This window comes from Yoonia litorea (assembly GCF_900114675.1).
Classification (GTDB): Bacteria; Pseudomonadota; Alphaproteobacteria; order Rhodobacterales; family Rhodobacteraceae; genus Yoonia; species Yoonia litorea.
The window spans coordinates 215226-228259 of the sequence record NZ_FOZM01000001.1 but is presented as its reverse complement, the minus strand read 5'-3'; the positions used below and the strand labels follow the sequence as shown (position 1 = coordinate 228259).

The 13034-nt window shown below is 57.9% G+C and carries 14 protein-coding genes; 3 read left to right on the top strand and 11 right to left on the bottom strand.

The annotated features are described in order from the left end of the window. Positions 1-35: 35 nt before the first annotated feature. Entirely contained in the window at positions 36-1478 is a 1443-nt protein-coding gene (locus BM316_RS01205) for a 1-acyl-sn-glycerol-3-phosphate acyltransferase (RefSeq protein WP_242649701.1), read from the bottom strand. A gap of 94 nt (positions 1479-1572) precedes the next feature. Between BM316_RS01205 and BM316_RS01200 the strand changes: the two genes are divergently transcribed. Both BM316_RS01200 and deoD read left to right on the top strand, forming a co-directional pair. Further along, positions 1573-3540: an ethylmalonyl-CoA mutase gene (locus tag BM316_RS01200; RefSeq protein WP_090202968.1), complete on the top strand. Its 1968-nt coding sequence runs from the start codon at positions 1573-1575 to the stop codon at positions 3538-3540. A 63-nt stretch (positions 3541-3603) separates the two neighbouring features. Next, positions 3604-4308 carry a purine-nucleoside phosphorylase gene (deoD, locus tag BM316_RS01195; protein ID WP_090202965.1) on the top strand — a complete coding sequence of 235 codons (705 nt, stop codon included), beginning with the start codon at positions 3604-3606 and terminating at the stop codon, positions 4306-4308. Positions 4309-4560: 252 nt separating this feature from the next. On the opposite strand, the gene BM316_RS01190 is transcribed toward deoD, so the two are convergent. From BM316_RS01190 to BM316_RS01145, 10 genes are all read right to left on the bottom strand, one after another. Beyond that, positions 4561-5340, bottom strand: coding sequence for a succinate dehydrogenase iron-sulfur subunit (locus tag BM316_RS01190; protein WP_090202963.1), 780 nt, complete (start codon positions 5338-5340; stop codon positions 4561-4563). Between the two features lie 26 nt (positions 5341-5366). Beyond that, positions 5367-5654 carry a hypothetical protein gene (locus tag BM316_RS01185; protein ID WP_090202959.1) on the bottom strand — a complete coding sequence of 96 codons (288 nt, stop codon included), beginning with the start codon at positions 5652-5654 and terminating at the stop codon, positions 5367-5369. Beyond that, positions 5654-7459: a succinate dehydrogenase flavoprotein subunit gene (gene sdhA, locus BM316_RS01180; protein WP_090202956.1), complete on the bottom strand. Its 1806-nt coding sequence runs from the start codon at positions 7457-7459 to the stop codon at positions 5654-5656. Before sdhA ends, BM316_RS01185 begins: the two co-directional genes overlap by 1 nt. 18 nt (positions 7460-7477) lie before the next feature. Beyond that, entirely contained in the window at positions 7478-7849 is a 372-nt protein-coding gene (sdhD, locus tag BM316_RS01175; RefSeq protein WP_090202953.1) for a succinate dehydrogenase, hydrophobic membrane anchor protein, read from the bottom strand. An 11-nt stretch (positions 7850-7860) separates the two neighbouring features. Then, the gene (sdhC, locus tag BM316_RS01170) at positions 7861-8244 is read right to left on the bottom strand and encodes a succinate dehydrogenase, cytochrome b556 subunit (protein WP_090202951.1); all 384 of its coding nucleotides are present in this window, start codon (positions 8242-8244) and stop codon (positions 7861-7863) included. 188 nt (positions 8245-8432) lie between these two features. After that, positions 8433-9458 (bottom strand): MaoC family dehydratase, encoded by a 1026-nt coding sequence (locus tag BM316_RS01165; RefSeq protein ID WP_090202944.1) that lies wholly within the window; start codon positions 9456-9458, stop codon positions 8433-8435. After that, on the bottom strand, positions 9455-9661 hold the full coding sequence (locus BM316_RS01160) for a DUF1737 domain-containing protein (protein WP_090202941.1): 207 nt from the start codon (positions 9659-9661) through the stop codon (positions 9455-9457). The genes BM316_RS01165 and BM316_RS01160 overlap by 4 nt, the downstream gene beginning before the upstream one ends. A gap of 4 nt (positions 9662-9665) precedes the next feature. After that, positions 9666-10220 carry an NnrU family protein gene (locus BM316_RS01155; RefSeq protein ID WP_090202938.1) on the bottom strand — a complete coding sequence of 185 codons (555 nt, stop codon included), beginning with the start codon at positions 10218-10220 and terminating at the stop codon, positions 9666-9668. After that, positions 10217-11059, bottom strand: coding sequence for an HpcH/HpaI aldolase/citrate lyase family protein (locus BM316_RS01150; RefSeq protein WP_090202936.1), 843 nt, complete (start codon positions 11057-11059; stop codon positions 10217-10219). The genes BM316_RS01155 and BM316_RS01150 overlap by 4 nt, the downstream gene beginning before the upstream one ends. A gap of 93 nt (positions 11060-11152) precedes the next feature. Next, positions 11153-11908, bottom strand: coding sequence for a sulfite exporter TauE/SafE family protein (locus tag BM316_RS01145; protein ID WP_090202931.1), 756 nt, complete (start codon positions 11906-11908; stop codon positions 11153-11155). A gap of 162 nt (positions 11909-12070) precedes the next feature. Here BM316_RS01145 and mdh point away from each other — a divergent pair, with 162 nt between their 5' ends. Then, entirely contained in the window at positions 12071-13033 is a 963-nt protein-coding gene (mdh, locus tag BM316_RS01140) for a malate dehydrogenase (RefSeq protein WP_090202928.1), read from the top strand. The last annotated feature ends 1 nt before the right edge of the window (position 13034 follow it).

Here is a 13034-nt window from a genome sequence, read left to right as displayed (position 1 = left end):
ATTGCAACCCTCAAAAACCGTTTTTTGTAATTTAATTACTCTGCGACCGCAGAAATTTCGCTCAATTTTGCTGCAGGTGCATCAAAATGGTGCGCGATCGAGTTGGCATAGAACGCCAGAACGGCCTGCCCTCGGTCAGTCGGGGAAATGGCAGAATCGTCCTCGATGATCAGTTGACGCCCCCTCAAACGGCTCAATGCATCATTGACCAGTTCGTCTGGTTTGCGTCTGGGACAGGGCAATCGCCGCTTTGTGAGCTCTTCAAGTTCCTGTGCGACGCAATTGATCAGGTCATCTCGCGCGATAGGCGATGACTTAAGGATGTTGCGCGCAACGATTGGCACACCCAGGACCGGCGTCACATCGGCGATCCGCTGCATCAGTGCTTTCGCAATGGCCTCCGTCAGGTCTTCGTCGATTTTTGCGTGGAACTTCGACAGCTCAAGCGGTTCGCCAAAGCTGACCGACGCAGTCCCGAAGCCGCGGAACCGGCGTGTCACCCGCAGCCAGAGGTGCCGAAGCACTTTCTTAACGACAGACCCCCAGGACGGACGGAACCGTCTGGTCCCAGACTGGTCGGCGGCAATCAGGATCGAATCTTCAAGCACACGGTCATAGTTGATGGCGACCGGAACAAAGATCACTTCACGCCGCTCGGCGTCAAAATCCTCAACGATGTAATTCAGCAATCCCATACGGGGCGGTGCCAAGAATCCATTGAGGCTCAGACCACCTTCCGGGAATACAGCCTGGCTAACACCACCGCGCGTTGCCATCTGGACGTAGCGCGCCAAGACCTTTCTATAAAGGTTTCCGCGCGATTTGCGGCGAATGAAGTATGCACCCATCATCCGGATCAGCGGTGCCAGCGGCCATACCCGCGCCCATTCACCCACCGCATAGGACAAGGCACCAGCACGTGCGGCCAGATAGGTCACAAGAACATAGTCCATGTTGCTGCGGTGGTTCATTACGAAGACAACCGTCGCATCAGGGTCGATCTCGTTCAGCCGCTTCCGGTCAAAGCTGCCAAGCTTGATCCGGTAGAGGGATTTCGACAACCACCGGGCCAGCCGCGTCCCAATTGTGAAGTAAGCCGTCGCCGAAAACGATGGCACGATCTCGCGCGCGTAGCGTCGCGCCTTTTCAAACGCCACATTCTCGGGGATGCCTTCTTTTCGCGCGTGCTCGACAATGGCCTCGGTGACGACCGGATCATAGATTAACCGCTGGATCATGTCGTAACGCCGCGCGAGCTTGAATGGCTCAATGGGACGTTGCAGGCGTTCATTCAGACGCGCTATCACCCGTTCAGCCCGCTTTCGGAAAAACCACCGCACTGAGGGAAACAGAAAGTGCGACGCGAAAGTGACCGCGGCAAAAAGAATAATCAGGATAAATGCCCAAAGCGGCAAAGAGACCGTCTGCGTCATGAATGAGAAAGTGACACCGAAGCGACGGAAGGTAAATCCCGCCATGCCGCAACGCAGCGAATTGACAGAGGCATAAAGTTTCCGATACTAACCCCCCAAACGCAATTTAATTGCGCAAACTGATTCAGGAGACCACCCGATGTCGCAGACGCAGAAAGATCGCCCTTGGCTATTCCGAACCTACGCAGGGCATTCCACGGCTGCGGCCTCCAATGCGCTTTACCGCGGCAATCTTGCCAAAGGTCAGACCGGGCTTTCGGTTGCCTTCGATCTGCCAACACAGACAGGCTACGACAGCGATCATGTGCTGGCCAAGGGTGAGGTCGGCAAGGTTGGCGTGCCGGTCAGCCATCTGGGTGATATGCGCGCGCTCTTTGATGAGATCCCGCTGGATCAGATGAACACCTCGATGACGATCAACGCAACAGCGCCATGGCTCTTGTCGCTCTATATTGCTGTCGCCGAAGAACAGGGTGCCGATATCTCTGCGCTCCAGGGGACCGTTCAGAACGATATCATCAAGGAATATCTCTCGCGCGGTACCTACATCTGCCCGCCTGAACCGTCACTGCGCATGATTACAGATGTTGCCGCCTATACACGTGCATATCTGCCTAAGTGGAACCCGATGAACGTCTGTTCCTACCATTTGCAAGAGGCTGGCGCGACACCGGAAGAAGAGCTTGCCTTTGCGCTGGCCACCGCCACCGCCGTTCTGGACGACCTCAAAGGCAAAGTACCGGCCGAGCATTTCCCGGCGATGGTCGGTCGTATCTCGTTCTTCGTGAACGCAGGTATCCGGTTCGTCACCGAGCTGTGCAAGATGCGTGCCTTTGTCGAACTCTGGGACGAAATCTGTGAAACCCGCTACGGCGTCGAAGACCCCAAATTCCGCCGCTTCCGCTACGGCGTGCAGGTAAACTCGCTTGGCCTGACAGAGCAGCAACCTGAAAACAACGTCTACCGGATCCTCTTGGAAACGCTCGCTGTGACGCTTTCCAAAAAAGCCCGCGCCCGTGCAGTGCAGTTACCCGCATGGAACGAGGCTTTGGGCCTTCCGCGCCCTTGGGACCAGCAATGGTCACTGCGGATGCAGCAGATCCTCGCTTATGAAACCGATCTTCTGGAATACGAAGACCTCTTCGACGGTAACCCCGCGATTGACCGCAAGGTTAATGAACTCAAAGACGGCGCACGTGCCGAACTGGCTCAGATCGAAGGGATGGGTGGCGCGAAAGACGCTATTGCCTACATGAAATCGCGTCTGGTCGAAAGCAACGCGGCGCGGATTGCCGGGATTGAGCGTGGAGACACGACTGTCGTCGGCGTCAACAAATGGCAGGCTGGCGAACCTTCACCGCTGACCGCAGGTGATGACGCGATCATGGTGTCAGATCCCGAAGCCGAAGCCGACCAGTTGCGCCGCTTGTCCGCCTGGAAAGCCGCGCGCGACGACGATGCGGTCCAGGAGGCACTGGCCGCGTTGCGCGAGGCCGCGAAAGATGGCTCCAACATTATGCCGCCGTCGATTGCTTGCGCGCGCGCTGGCGTAACCACAGGCGAATGGGCCGACGTGATCCGTGGCGTCTTCGGCCAGTATCGCGCCCCCACCGGCGTCAGCAGCAATCCCTCCAACCGGACTGAGGGGCTGGACGAGCTGCGCGAGCAGGTCGATCTGGTCAGCACCGCTCTGGGACGCCGCCTTAAGTTCCTTGTTGGCAAGCCCGGCCTTGACGGCCACTCCAACGGTGCGGAACAAATCGCCGCCCGCGCGCGCGATTGTGGCATGGAGATCGACTACGAAGGCATCCGCCTCACCCCTGAGGAGATCGTCACTGCCGCGCAAAACGGCGAGGTGCATGTGATCGGGCTTTCGATCCTGTCAGGCTCGCACATCCCGCTTGTGCGCGATGTGATGGACCGGCTCAGAGCCGCTGGAATCGCGCATATCCCCGTGATTGCCGGTGGCATCATTCCTGATGAAGACGCACAAGCGCTCAAAGCAATGGGTGTCGCCAAGGTCTACACGCCGAAGGATTTCGAGTTGAACAAGATCATGGCGGATATCGTCACACTGGTTGACCCGCGATCTGTCGCTGCCGAATAAATAGGTCTTCCCCTGACCGCAGGGTTGCCTAGACTGGCCACCTTAAATCAGCGGGAGGCTTACATGACTGTTCACATCGGTGCCGAGAAAGGCGACATCGCCCCAACCGTCCTGATGCCCGGCGATCCCTATCGTGCAAAATGGGCGGCGGAGACGTTTCTGGATGACGCGCGCTGCATCAATGAAGTGCGCGGGATGCTTGGTTTTACTGGCACGTGGAAAGGCAATCCTGTGACGATCCAGGGATCGGGCATGGGCATGCCGTCGCTGTCGATCTATGCCAATGAGCTGATCAAGGACTACGACGCGCAAACACTCATTCGCATCGGCTCCTGCGGCGGCATGCAATCGCACGTCAAGATCCGCGATGTGATCCTCGCCATGACGGCATCGACACTGTCGACGCCGTCGCGCGGCATCTTCAGGGAACTGAATTTTGCACCCTGCGCAGACTATGGGCTACTTGCCGCCGCGCATGATGCGGCTAAAGAGAAGGGTGTCCCGACCCATGTGGGCGGCATCTATTCGTCAGATGTCTTCTATGACGAGCGCCCCGACCTGAACGAACAGATGGTCCGTCACGGGATTCTGGGGGTCGAGATGGAAGCAGCCGAACTTTACAACCTCGCCGCCCGCTACGGGCGGCGCGCTCTGGCCGTGCTGACCGTCAGTGATCACTTGATCACCCACGAGGCCCTTCCTTCAGAAGACCGTGAAAAGACATTTGGCGATATGGTTGAAATCGCGCTGGCAGCCGCCTTTCGCTAGGGGGCTGTCCGCCCCCCGCCTCTGTCGAGGCTCCCCCCGAGGATATTTCCGGGCCGATAATAACGAGTTGTTAACCATTTCGCAGGAAACTCATTCTGCGGAACAGGCGGGGACGCCGATGGCCGTGGCCGGTAATGACCGGAAGGGCGCGTCTCCCCACAAATGGGCGCGCCCTTTTCATTATTGGCCTTCAAAATATCCTGGGGGTGGCGCGGCACGCGCCGGGGGCAAAGCCCCCGCCGACATCAGCCCTTAGACGACGCGTTCGACCATCATCTTCTTGATGTGCGCAATCGCCTTCGCCGGGTTCAGACCCTTCGGACAGGTTTTCGCGCAGTTCATGATCGTGTGGCAGCGGTAAAGCTTGAACGGATCTTCCAACTGATCCAGACGCTCACCAGTCGCCTCGTCGCGGCTGTCGATGATCCACCGATAAGCATGTAACAGTGCTGCCGGCCCGAGGTAGCGATCGCCGTTCCACCAGTAAGACGGGCAGGACGTCGAGCATGAGGCGCACATGACGCACTCATAAAGACCGTCGAGTTTCTTGCGATCCTCGATCGACTGCTTCCATTCCTTGGCAGGGCGGTTCGTCTTGGTTTCCAGCCACGGCATGATCGAGGCGTGCTGGGCGTAGAAATGCGTAAGATCCGGAATGAGGTCCTTGATCACAGGCATATGCGGCAGCGGATAGATTTTCACATCGCCCTTGATCTCATCCATGCCGTAGATACAGGCCAGCGTGTTGATCCCGTCAATATTCATCGCGCATGATCCGCAGATCCCTTCGCGACACGAGCGGCGGAAGGTCAGGGTCGGATCAATCTCGTTCTTGATCTTGATCAGCGCGTCCAGGACCATCGGACCGCAGGTATCCATATCCACGAAATACGTGTCGAGTTGGGGATTTTTGCCGTCGTCAGGATTCCAGCGATAGATCTGCACCTTGCGCAGGTTTGTCGCCCCTTCTGGCTTGGGCCATGTCTTGCCCGTTGTCATGCGGGAGTTTTTGGGAAGTGTCAGTTGAACCATAGTCTTCTCTCTTCTCGCTGGGCGGCCTAGATATCGCGCAACCGTGGTGGTCTGATCGGAAGCTCGCCAGTCAGGTCGAACACACATTCTTCGTAAACGGCAACAGGATCGCGGCCCATAATCGCATCAGAGCTGATGCTGATACTGCCACCGGCGAAAGGCCCGCTTTCGCTGTTGGCGCCCATCCTGAGACCAATTTCGGGGCCTTGCGCCGCGCGCGCCCGGTCCTCACAACGATCAGCCGCCCGTTCAGGCGAGATCGGTGCGCAGGCGGACACGGCTATCATTGCCATGATCATCGCGGCGGCACGCATCAGAACGTCCGCTCCTTCGGTGCGATCTTCTTCTCGGAAATCCCGCCATCCTTTTCGGACGTCAGCGGGGCCGTGATCACGGGACGATAGCTAAGCTCCACCTTGTCACCGTCGATGTGACTGATGGTGTGCACACGCCAGTTTTCGTCATCGCGTGTCGCGTAATCCTCATGGGCATGCGCACCACGGCTTTCCTTGCGCGCTTCAGCGCCAACGATTGTGGCCAAGGCGTTCGGCATCAGGTTGGTCAGTTCCAGCGTTTCCATCAGGTCGCTGTTCCAGACCAGGCTGCGGTCTGTCACTTTCAGATCATCCATCTTGCCAGCAATGGCGGTCATCTTCTTGACGCCCTCGGCCAGTGTCTTGTCGGTCCGGAAGACCGCAGCGTCAGCCTGCATCGCCTTTTGCATTTCCAGACGCAGCTCTGCGGTCGGCACTGTGCCATTGGCATGGCGCAGCCCGTCAAAGCGGTCGAAACACTGATCAACAGAAGCCTGATTGAGCGTCGGGTTGGCACTTTCGCGGTCAACCACATCGCCTGCGCGGATTGCAGCCGCACGGCCGAAGACCACAAGGTCGATCAGGCTGTTCGACCCCAGACGGTTGGCACCATGAACAGATGCACACCCTGCCTCACCCACAGCCATCAGGCCGGGTACGACGCGGTTCGGGTCTTCCTTGGTGGGGCTCAGGACCTCACCGTAGTAGTTTGTCGGGATACCGCCCATGTTGTAGTGCACGGTCGGCAGCACCGGGATCGGCTCCTTGGTTACATCGACACCGGCAAAGATGCGCGCGCTTTCAGAGATGCCCGGCAGACGCTCGGCCAGTGCCTCGGCTGGCAGGTGGTTGAGGTTGAGGTGGATGTGATCACCACCGGAACCGACACCACGGCCTTCACGGATTTCCATGGTCATACAACGGCTGACATAGTCACGCGGGGCGAGGTCTTTGTAGTTCGGCGCATAACGCTCCATGAAGCGCTCGCCTTCGGAGTTGGTCAGATACCCGCCTTCGCCACGTGCGCCTTCGGTGATCAGACAGCCTGCGCCATAGATGCCGGTCGGGTGGAACTGGACGAATTCCATATCCTGAAGCGGCAGACCCTGACGGGCCACCATACCGCCACCGTCGCCGGTGCAGGTATGCGCGGATGTGGCACTGAAGTAAGCACGGCCATAGCCGCCCGTGGCCAATACGACCATCTTGGCGTTGAACACATGCATCGTGCCATCGTCGAGCTTCCAGGCAATCACACCCTGACAGACACCATCCTCAGACATGATCAGATCAAGTGCGAAATACTCGATATAGAACTCGGCCTGTTGCTTCAGCGACTGGCCATAGAGTGTATGCAGGATCGCGTGACCGGTGCGGTCAGCAGCGGCACAGGTCCGTTGGACTGGCGGGCCTTCGCCAAATTCGGTTGTGTGGCCGCCAAAGGGGCGCTGATAGATCTTGCCTTCTTCTGTGCGGGAAAACGGCACGCCGTAATGCTCAAGCTCGTAAACCGCCTTCGGTGCTTCACGCGCGAGGTACTCCATCGCATCGGTATCGCCCAACCAGTCAGAGCCTTTGACCGTGTCATACATATGCCACTGCCAGCTATCAGGGCCCATGTTCCCAAGCGACGCCGCGATGCCACCTTGGGCCGCAACAGTGTGCGAGCGTGTTGGGAAAACCTTTGTGATACAGGCCGTGCGCAGACCTTGTTCGGCCAGACCCAGCGTCGCGCGCAGACCGGCACCACCAGCACCGACAACAATCGCGTCATAGGTGTGGGTTTCGTATTCGTAAGCAGCCATTGTCAAAGCTCCGGGGTCTTAAAGGGCGATTGTGACGATTGCGAAAACAGCAAATGCCGCAGCGCCATAGGACAGGCAGATCATGCCGATGATCGCCAGTTTGCGGGCGAGACCGTGGACATAATCCTCAATCAGGGTCTGCACACCGCCGCGGAAGTGGAAGAAACCGACGAGCATCGTCAGAATAGCCACCACTGCAGGGAATGGACGCTGATAATAGGCCAGAACCTCGTCATAGGACGATCCGAGGATCGACCCGAATGTGAACATAAACAGCGGGATCAGGATCAAAAGCGCGACGGAAGAAACCATCATCTGCCAGTGATGTTCGGTGCCTGTCTTGGCCGAACCCATACCGGATGCGCGCTTGCGGTCAGTCAGAAAAGCCATCTGCGATCCTCTCAAACGACGATAATTGTGAAAATGGTGAGCAGGACAGACAGGACCATCATCATCTGTGCCGCCAGCTCGGACTTGTCGACATCCAGCATCCGGCCGCTGTCCCAAACAAGGTGACGCAAGCCTCCCAGCAGGTGATACCACATGCCAAGCACCGAAAGCGTCAGGACAAGATCGCCAAACCAGCTGGTCAGAAATCCGTTCGCTGTGGCGAAAGCCTCAGGTCCGGCTGCGGCAGCCACAAACCACCAGACAATCATCAGGGCCGCGACGATCATCGCGTTGCCTGTGATGCGCACCAGGATTGAAGACATTGAGGTCCACTGTGGACGATAGATCGTCAAATGGGGCGACAGAGGGCGATTGCCCCGATTCACGTCAGCCATAACTGTTCCCTTCGTTGGCATTCTGTCGCTTCGGCTAAGCGACGCCTTGCGATGTCTTTTGCACTATTTTTCAATGAGAGTCACGCGAACCTGCGGCGCTAACATGTGAAAAAGTGACGCGAGGTGAGCGTTTTTTCGCGTTTGTGATCACAGTAATTTTTTACGTGATCACAAAAAGTCACGCACTTCTACTGCGGCATCAGTGCCCAGTAATCCAGATCAAGCAGGACCTCCGGCAGATACTTCCCGTCTTCGCCACGCAAGTCTCCGGCAGCACCCTTCGTTGCAACCAGACGCAACCGGATCGCGCCGACGCCCGGTGCGTCGGTCTCGGCAATGTCGAGGACTTCGGACCACGCGCGGACCGTATCACCGGCGAAACAGGGGTTCGCATGGGCACCGGCATTCAAAGCCACGATCATCTGCGCATTGGCCAGACCATTGAACGACAAGGCACGTGCAAGGCTGATCACATGGCCACCGTAAATCAGGCGCTTGCCGTCAGCACGATTTGTCGCGTCAAAGTGCACCTTCGCGGTATTCTGCCACAGACGCGTGGCCAGCATATGCTCTGCCTCTTCGATCGTCACACCATCCACGTGGTCGATGATCTCTCCGACCTGATAGTCACCCAAGCGATGCGGTTCGCCTGCCAGCACCGTGTCGTAATCGGAAAAATGCAGACCCTCAGGGACGACCAGATCGGCGGCAGCCACTGATTTCGACAACTCCGGGATCACAGCCTCAGGGGCGTCACCTTCGCCACGCTTGCGCACCATCACCCAGCGCACGTAAGACAAAACGGCCTCGCCATGCTGGTTGCGGCCGGTCGTGCGAACCCAAACCACACCTGATTTCCCGTTGGAGTTCTGCTTGACCCCGATCACCTCGGATTCAGAGGTCAGCGTATCGCCGGGATAAACGGGTTTCAGCCAGCGCCCCTCAGCATAGCCGAGGTTTGCAACAGCGTTCAAAGACACATCCGGCACCGTCTTGCCAAAGACCGTGTGAAACGTGATCAGATCATCAACCGGTGACGCTTCCAACCCGCACGCGCGCGCGAAGGCGTCAGAGGAATAGAGTGCGCCACGCGCCGGATAGAGCGCATGATACATCGCGCGCTCGCCACCTGAGATCGTGCGCGGAACGGCGTGAGTGATTACGTCACCGACGGCATAATCCTCGAAAAAGCGGCCTGCGTTTGTCTTGGTCATTGCTGTCCTAGCTTCATGTCTGTGGAATAAGGTGTGTCGATCTCTTTCGTGACCGCCTGCCCGCAGCGCATCACGCCATTCGCATGGTCGAACGCATAAGTTGGATCACCGTAAAGCTCCCATCCTTTGGAAAGCGCGGCAGAGACTTTATGGCAAAATGCGGATGTATCGTCTTCGGTCAGTAGTCTGTAGATCTTCGGCATTGATTTATCCCCAGGGCGACACGCCAAGAAGGTAATGGATCAGCATGACGACTGTTGTGACGACAAGAGTTACCACGATGGCCACAACCTCTTTGCGGGCGGGGGCACGGCCAGGGCGCTGCCATGGGCCTTCCTGCGCATTGATGATCAGAATTTCTGCGATAGCCCAGATAATCAGACCGCCAAAAAGGACAAACGAGGGCGTATCGCCGTTCACCAGCAGGTGTGCCACACCCCAGATGATCACAGCAGTCAGTTGCGGATGCCGCAGCTTGGTCCCAAGCCAGATCTTGTCACCCTTTGCCGCACTCGCCGCAAACACATAAAATGCCAGAACCATCAGCAGGTTGTTGATGCCAACCCACATGGGGTCACGACCCCAGTAAACCGCCCCGTCAGCCGCACGATACCCGATCACCATCAGCACAACGCTGATAACAAGCGCAACTGCGACAAAGCCTTGGCCCTTGTCGCCAAGTTTTGCACGCGGTCCCGGCGCCAGACGTTTGAACAGATGAGCCGCCGACCATAGGGCGACCCCAAGAACCAGTAGTGTCATTCCGACTCCAATGCGGCAATTGCTTCAGCTTTCGCCAAAGTTGCCCGCGCGGTAACGATATGCAAGTTCTCGACGATCCGGCCATCAACGACAGCAACCCCCTGCCCCTGCGCCTCGGCCTCTTCAAAGGCGGCGATCTGGCGACGGGCAAGGTCGATCTCATCATCTGTCGGGCCAAAAGCCGCATTGGCAATGGCAACCTGCGCTGGATGGATCAGCGTTTTGCCATCAAAGCCCATATCACGCCCTTCCGCACATTCGGCGCGCAACCCGTCTTCATCCTTGAACGCGTTATAAACACCATCCAGCGCCACGATCCCCGCAGCCTTAGCCGCCAGAAGGCAAAGCTGAAGCGATGTCACCAGCGCCGCGCGGCCACGCGAATTGAGGTCTTTGGCCAGATCGTTGGTGCCCAGCACAAACCCTTCCATCCGCGGGTGGGCCGCGATCGCGGCGGCATTCAGAATGCCCTGAGGCGTCTCCATCATCGCCCAGATCGGCAGATCAGGCACAAGTGCGGCCAAGGCATCCACGTCTTCGGGTCCATTGACTTTCGGCAGCAAGATAGCGTCACAGGCCATTGCGCCGACAGCCGCTGCATCCGCCTTGCCCCATTCGGTATCGAGGCCGTTGATCCGCACGATTTTCTTGCGGCTGCCATAGCCACCATCTGCCAAAGCCGCATGAAGCGTGTCACGCGCCGCGACTTTTGCATCTGGTGCGACGGCATCTTCCAGGTCGAACAGGATCACATCGACGGGCAAACCGCGCGCTTTGTCCAAGGCACGATCTTTCGATCCGGGGATGTAAAGGGCGGATCGGTAAGGACGGTCGTGCATAGATTCTTCCTCGCAATAAAGTTGCGCGGAAAAGGCCAGACTTTGTCGATTAATTCAACCCTCTTTTTGCCGCAACGCAGCAAAAGAGCGCGACTACGGCTGCAAGGCGACCCAGATCAAACGGACGCCGGTCAAAACTAGCAGCACGTATGTGATCAGGAAGAACGGCTTTTCGGGCACAAAGCGATGCGCCTTCACACCCAGCCACGCGCCGAGCAATGCAAATGGCGCCAGCATCAGGCTGCCCATGATCGAGTCGAAACTGAAGATGCCCAGAAAGGCGTAAGGCACCGCCTTCATCCAGTTCACAGCCCAAAACACGACAACTGTCGTGGCTTGATAGGCCGTTTTACTCACCCCTTGTGAGAGCAGAAAAACAGCCGCCGCCGGTCCGCCGGCATGGCTGACAAAACTGGTAAATCCACTGACCAGACCGGCAAACCATGCAAGCGGGGCAGAGAACGGGATCTGCCGGATCTTCAGCCATCCCGCCGCCTGTGCCACCTGAAAGGCAACAAAGGCCAGACAGATGATGCCGATCAGCAAACGAAAGACGTCGCCATCAACCCATGTGTAAAGCCAGCCTGCAAGAATGCAGCCAGGAACAGCGCCGATCATCAACCCCTTTGCCGACGGCCAGTGCCATTTCCCCCAATAGGGTTTCAGTGTGGCGGCATCCACCAACATGAACAGCGGCAGAACAATGCCCAGCGCCATCCCCGGTGGAACAACCAGCGCCAGAATCGCACCGGCAACAAAGGCAGCACCTGACCCGAAACCCGCCTTTGAAATGCCGCCAAAGATGATTGCGGGAATACCGAGCGCGAAAAACTCCCAACCAAATTCCATCCCGTCGCATCCCGAAAAGCGCTTGTTTCCGCCTTCGTTAGCCTTTTCAGCGACGCTTGGCTATCGCCTTGCCATCTAATGCCGCACCGCAGCACTCTTGCGAAAATCACGCCAAACGCTTAGGAGGGCGCCCGAGACCATTTCACCAAAGGACCTGTTTCAATGGCCAGACCCAAGATTGCCCTTATCGGCGCCGGACAGATCGGCGGCACGCTCGCGCACCTCGCAGCTGTCAAAGAACTCGGCGATGTTGTTCTCTTCGATATCGCAGAAGGCACCCCACAAGGTAAGGCGCTCGACATCGCTGAATCCGGCCCTTCGGCCAAATTCGACGGTAGCTTCAAAGGCACCAACGATTACGCCGATATCGCAGGCGCAGACGTCTGCATCGTCACCGCCGGTGTCCCACGCAAGCCCGGTATGAGCCGCGACGACCTGCTTGGCATCAACCTCAAAGTGATGAAGTCCGTCGGCGAAGGCATCGCAGCCCACGCACCCAATGCCTTTGTGATCTGTATCACCAACCCGCTTGACGCGATGGTTTGGGCCCTTCGCGAATTCTCCGGCCTGCCAGCCGAGAAAGTCTGCGGCATGGCCGGTGTTCTGGACAGCGCCCGCTTCCGTCACTTCCTTGCAGACGAATTCAATGTCTCCATGCGTGACGTCACAGCTTTCGTTCTGGGCGGCCACGGCGACACAATGGTGCCGCTGACACGTTACTCCACTGTTGCCGGTATCCCTCTGCCTGATCTGGTGGACATGGGTTGGACCACACAAGAAAAGCTCGACGCGATCGTTCAGCGGACCCGTGACGGTGGTGCCGAAATCGTTGGCCTGCTCAAGACAGGGTCAGCGTTCTACGCGCCAGCCACATCCGCCATCGAGATGGCCGAAGCCTACCTCAAGGACCAAAAGCGTCTGCTGCCATGTGCTGCATATGTTGACGGCGCCTACGGCCTCGACGGCTTTTATGTTGGTGTGCCGACGATCATCGGCGCAGGCGGTATCGAGCGCGTGGTCGAAATCAAGATGAACAAAGACGAGCAGGCGATGTTTGATAAATCCGTCGATGCCGTCAAAGGCCTCGTGTCAGCCTGTAAGGGCATCGACAGCTCGCTGTCGTAAG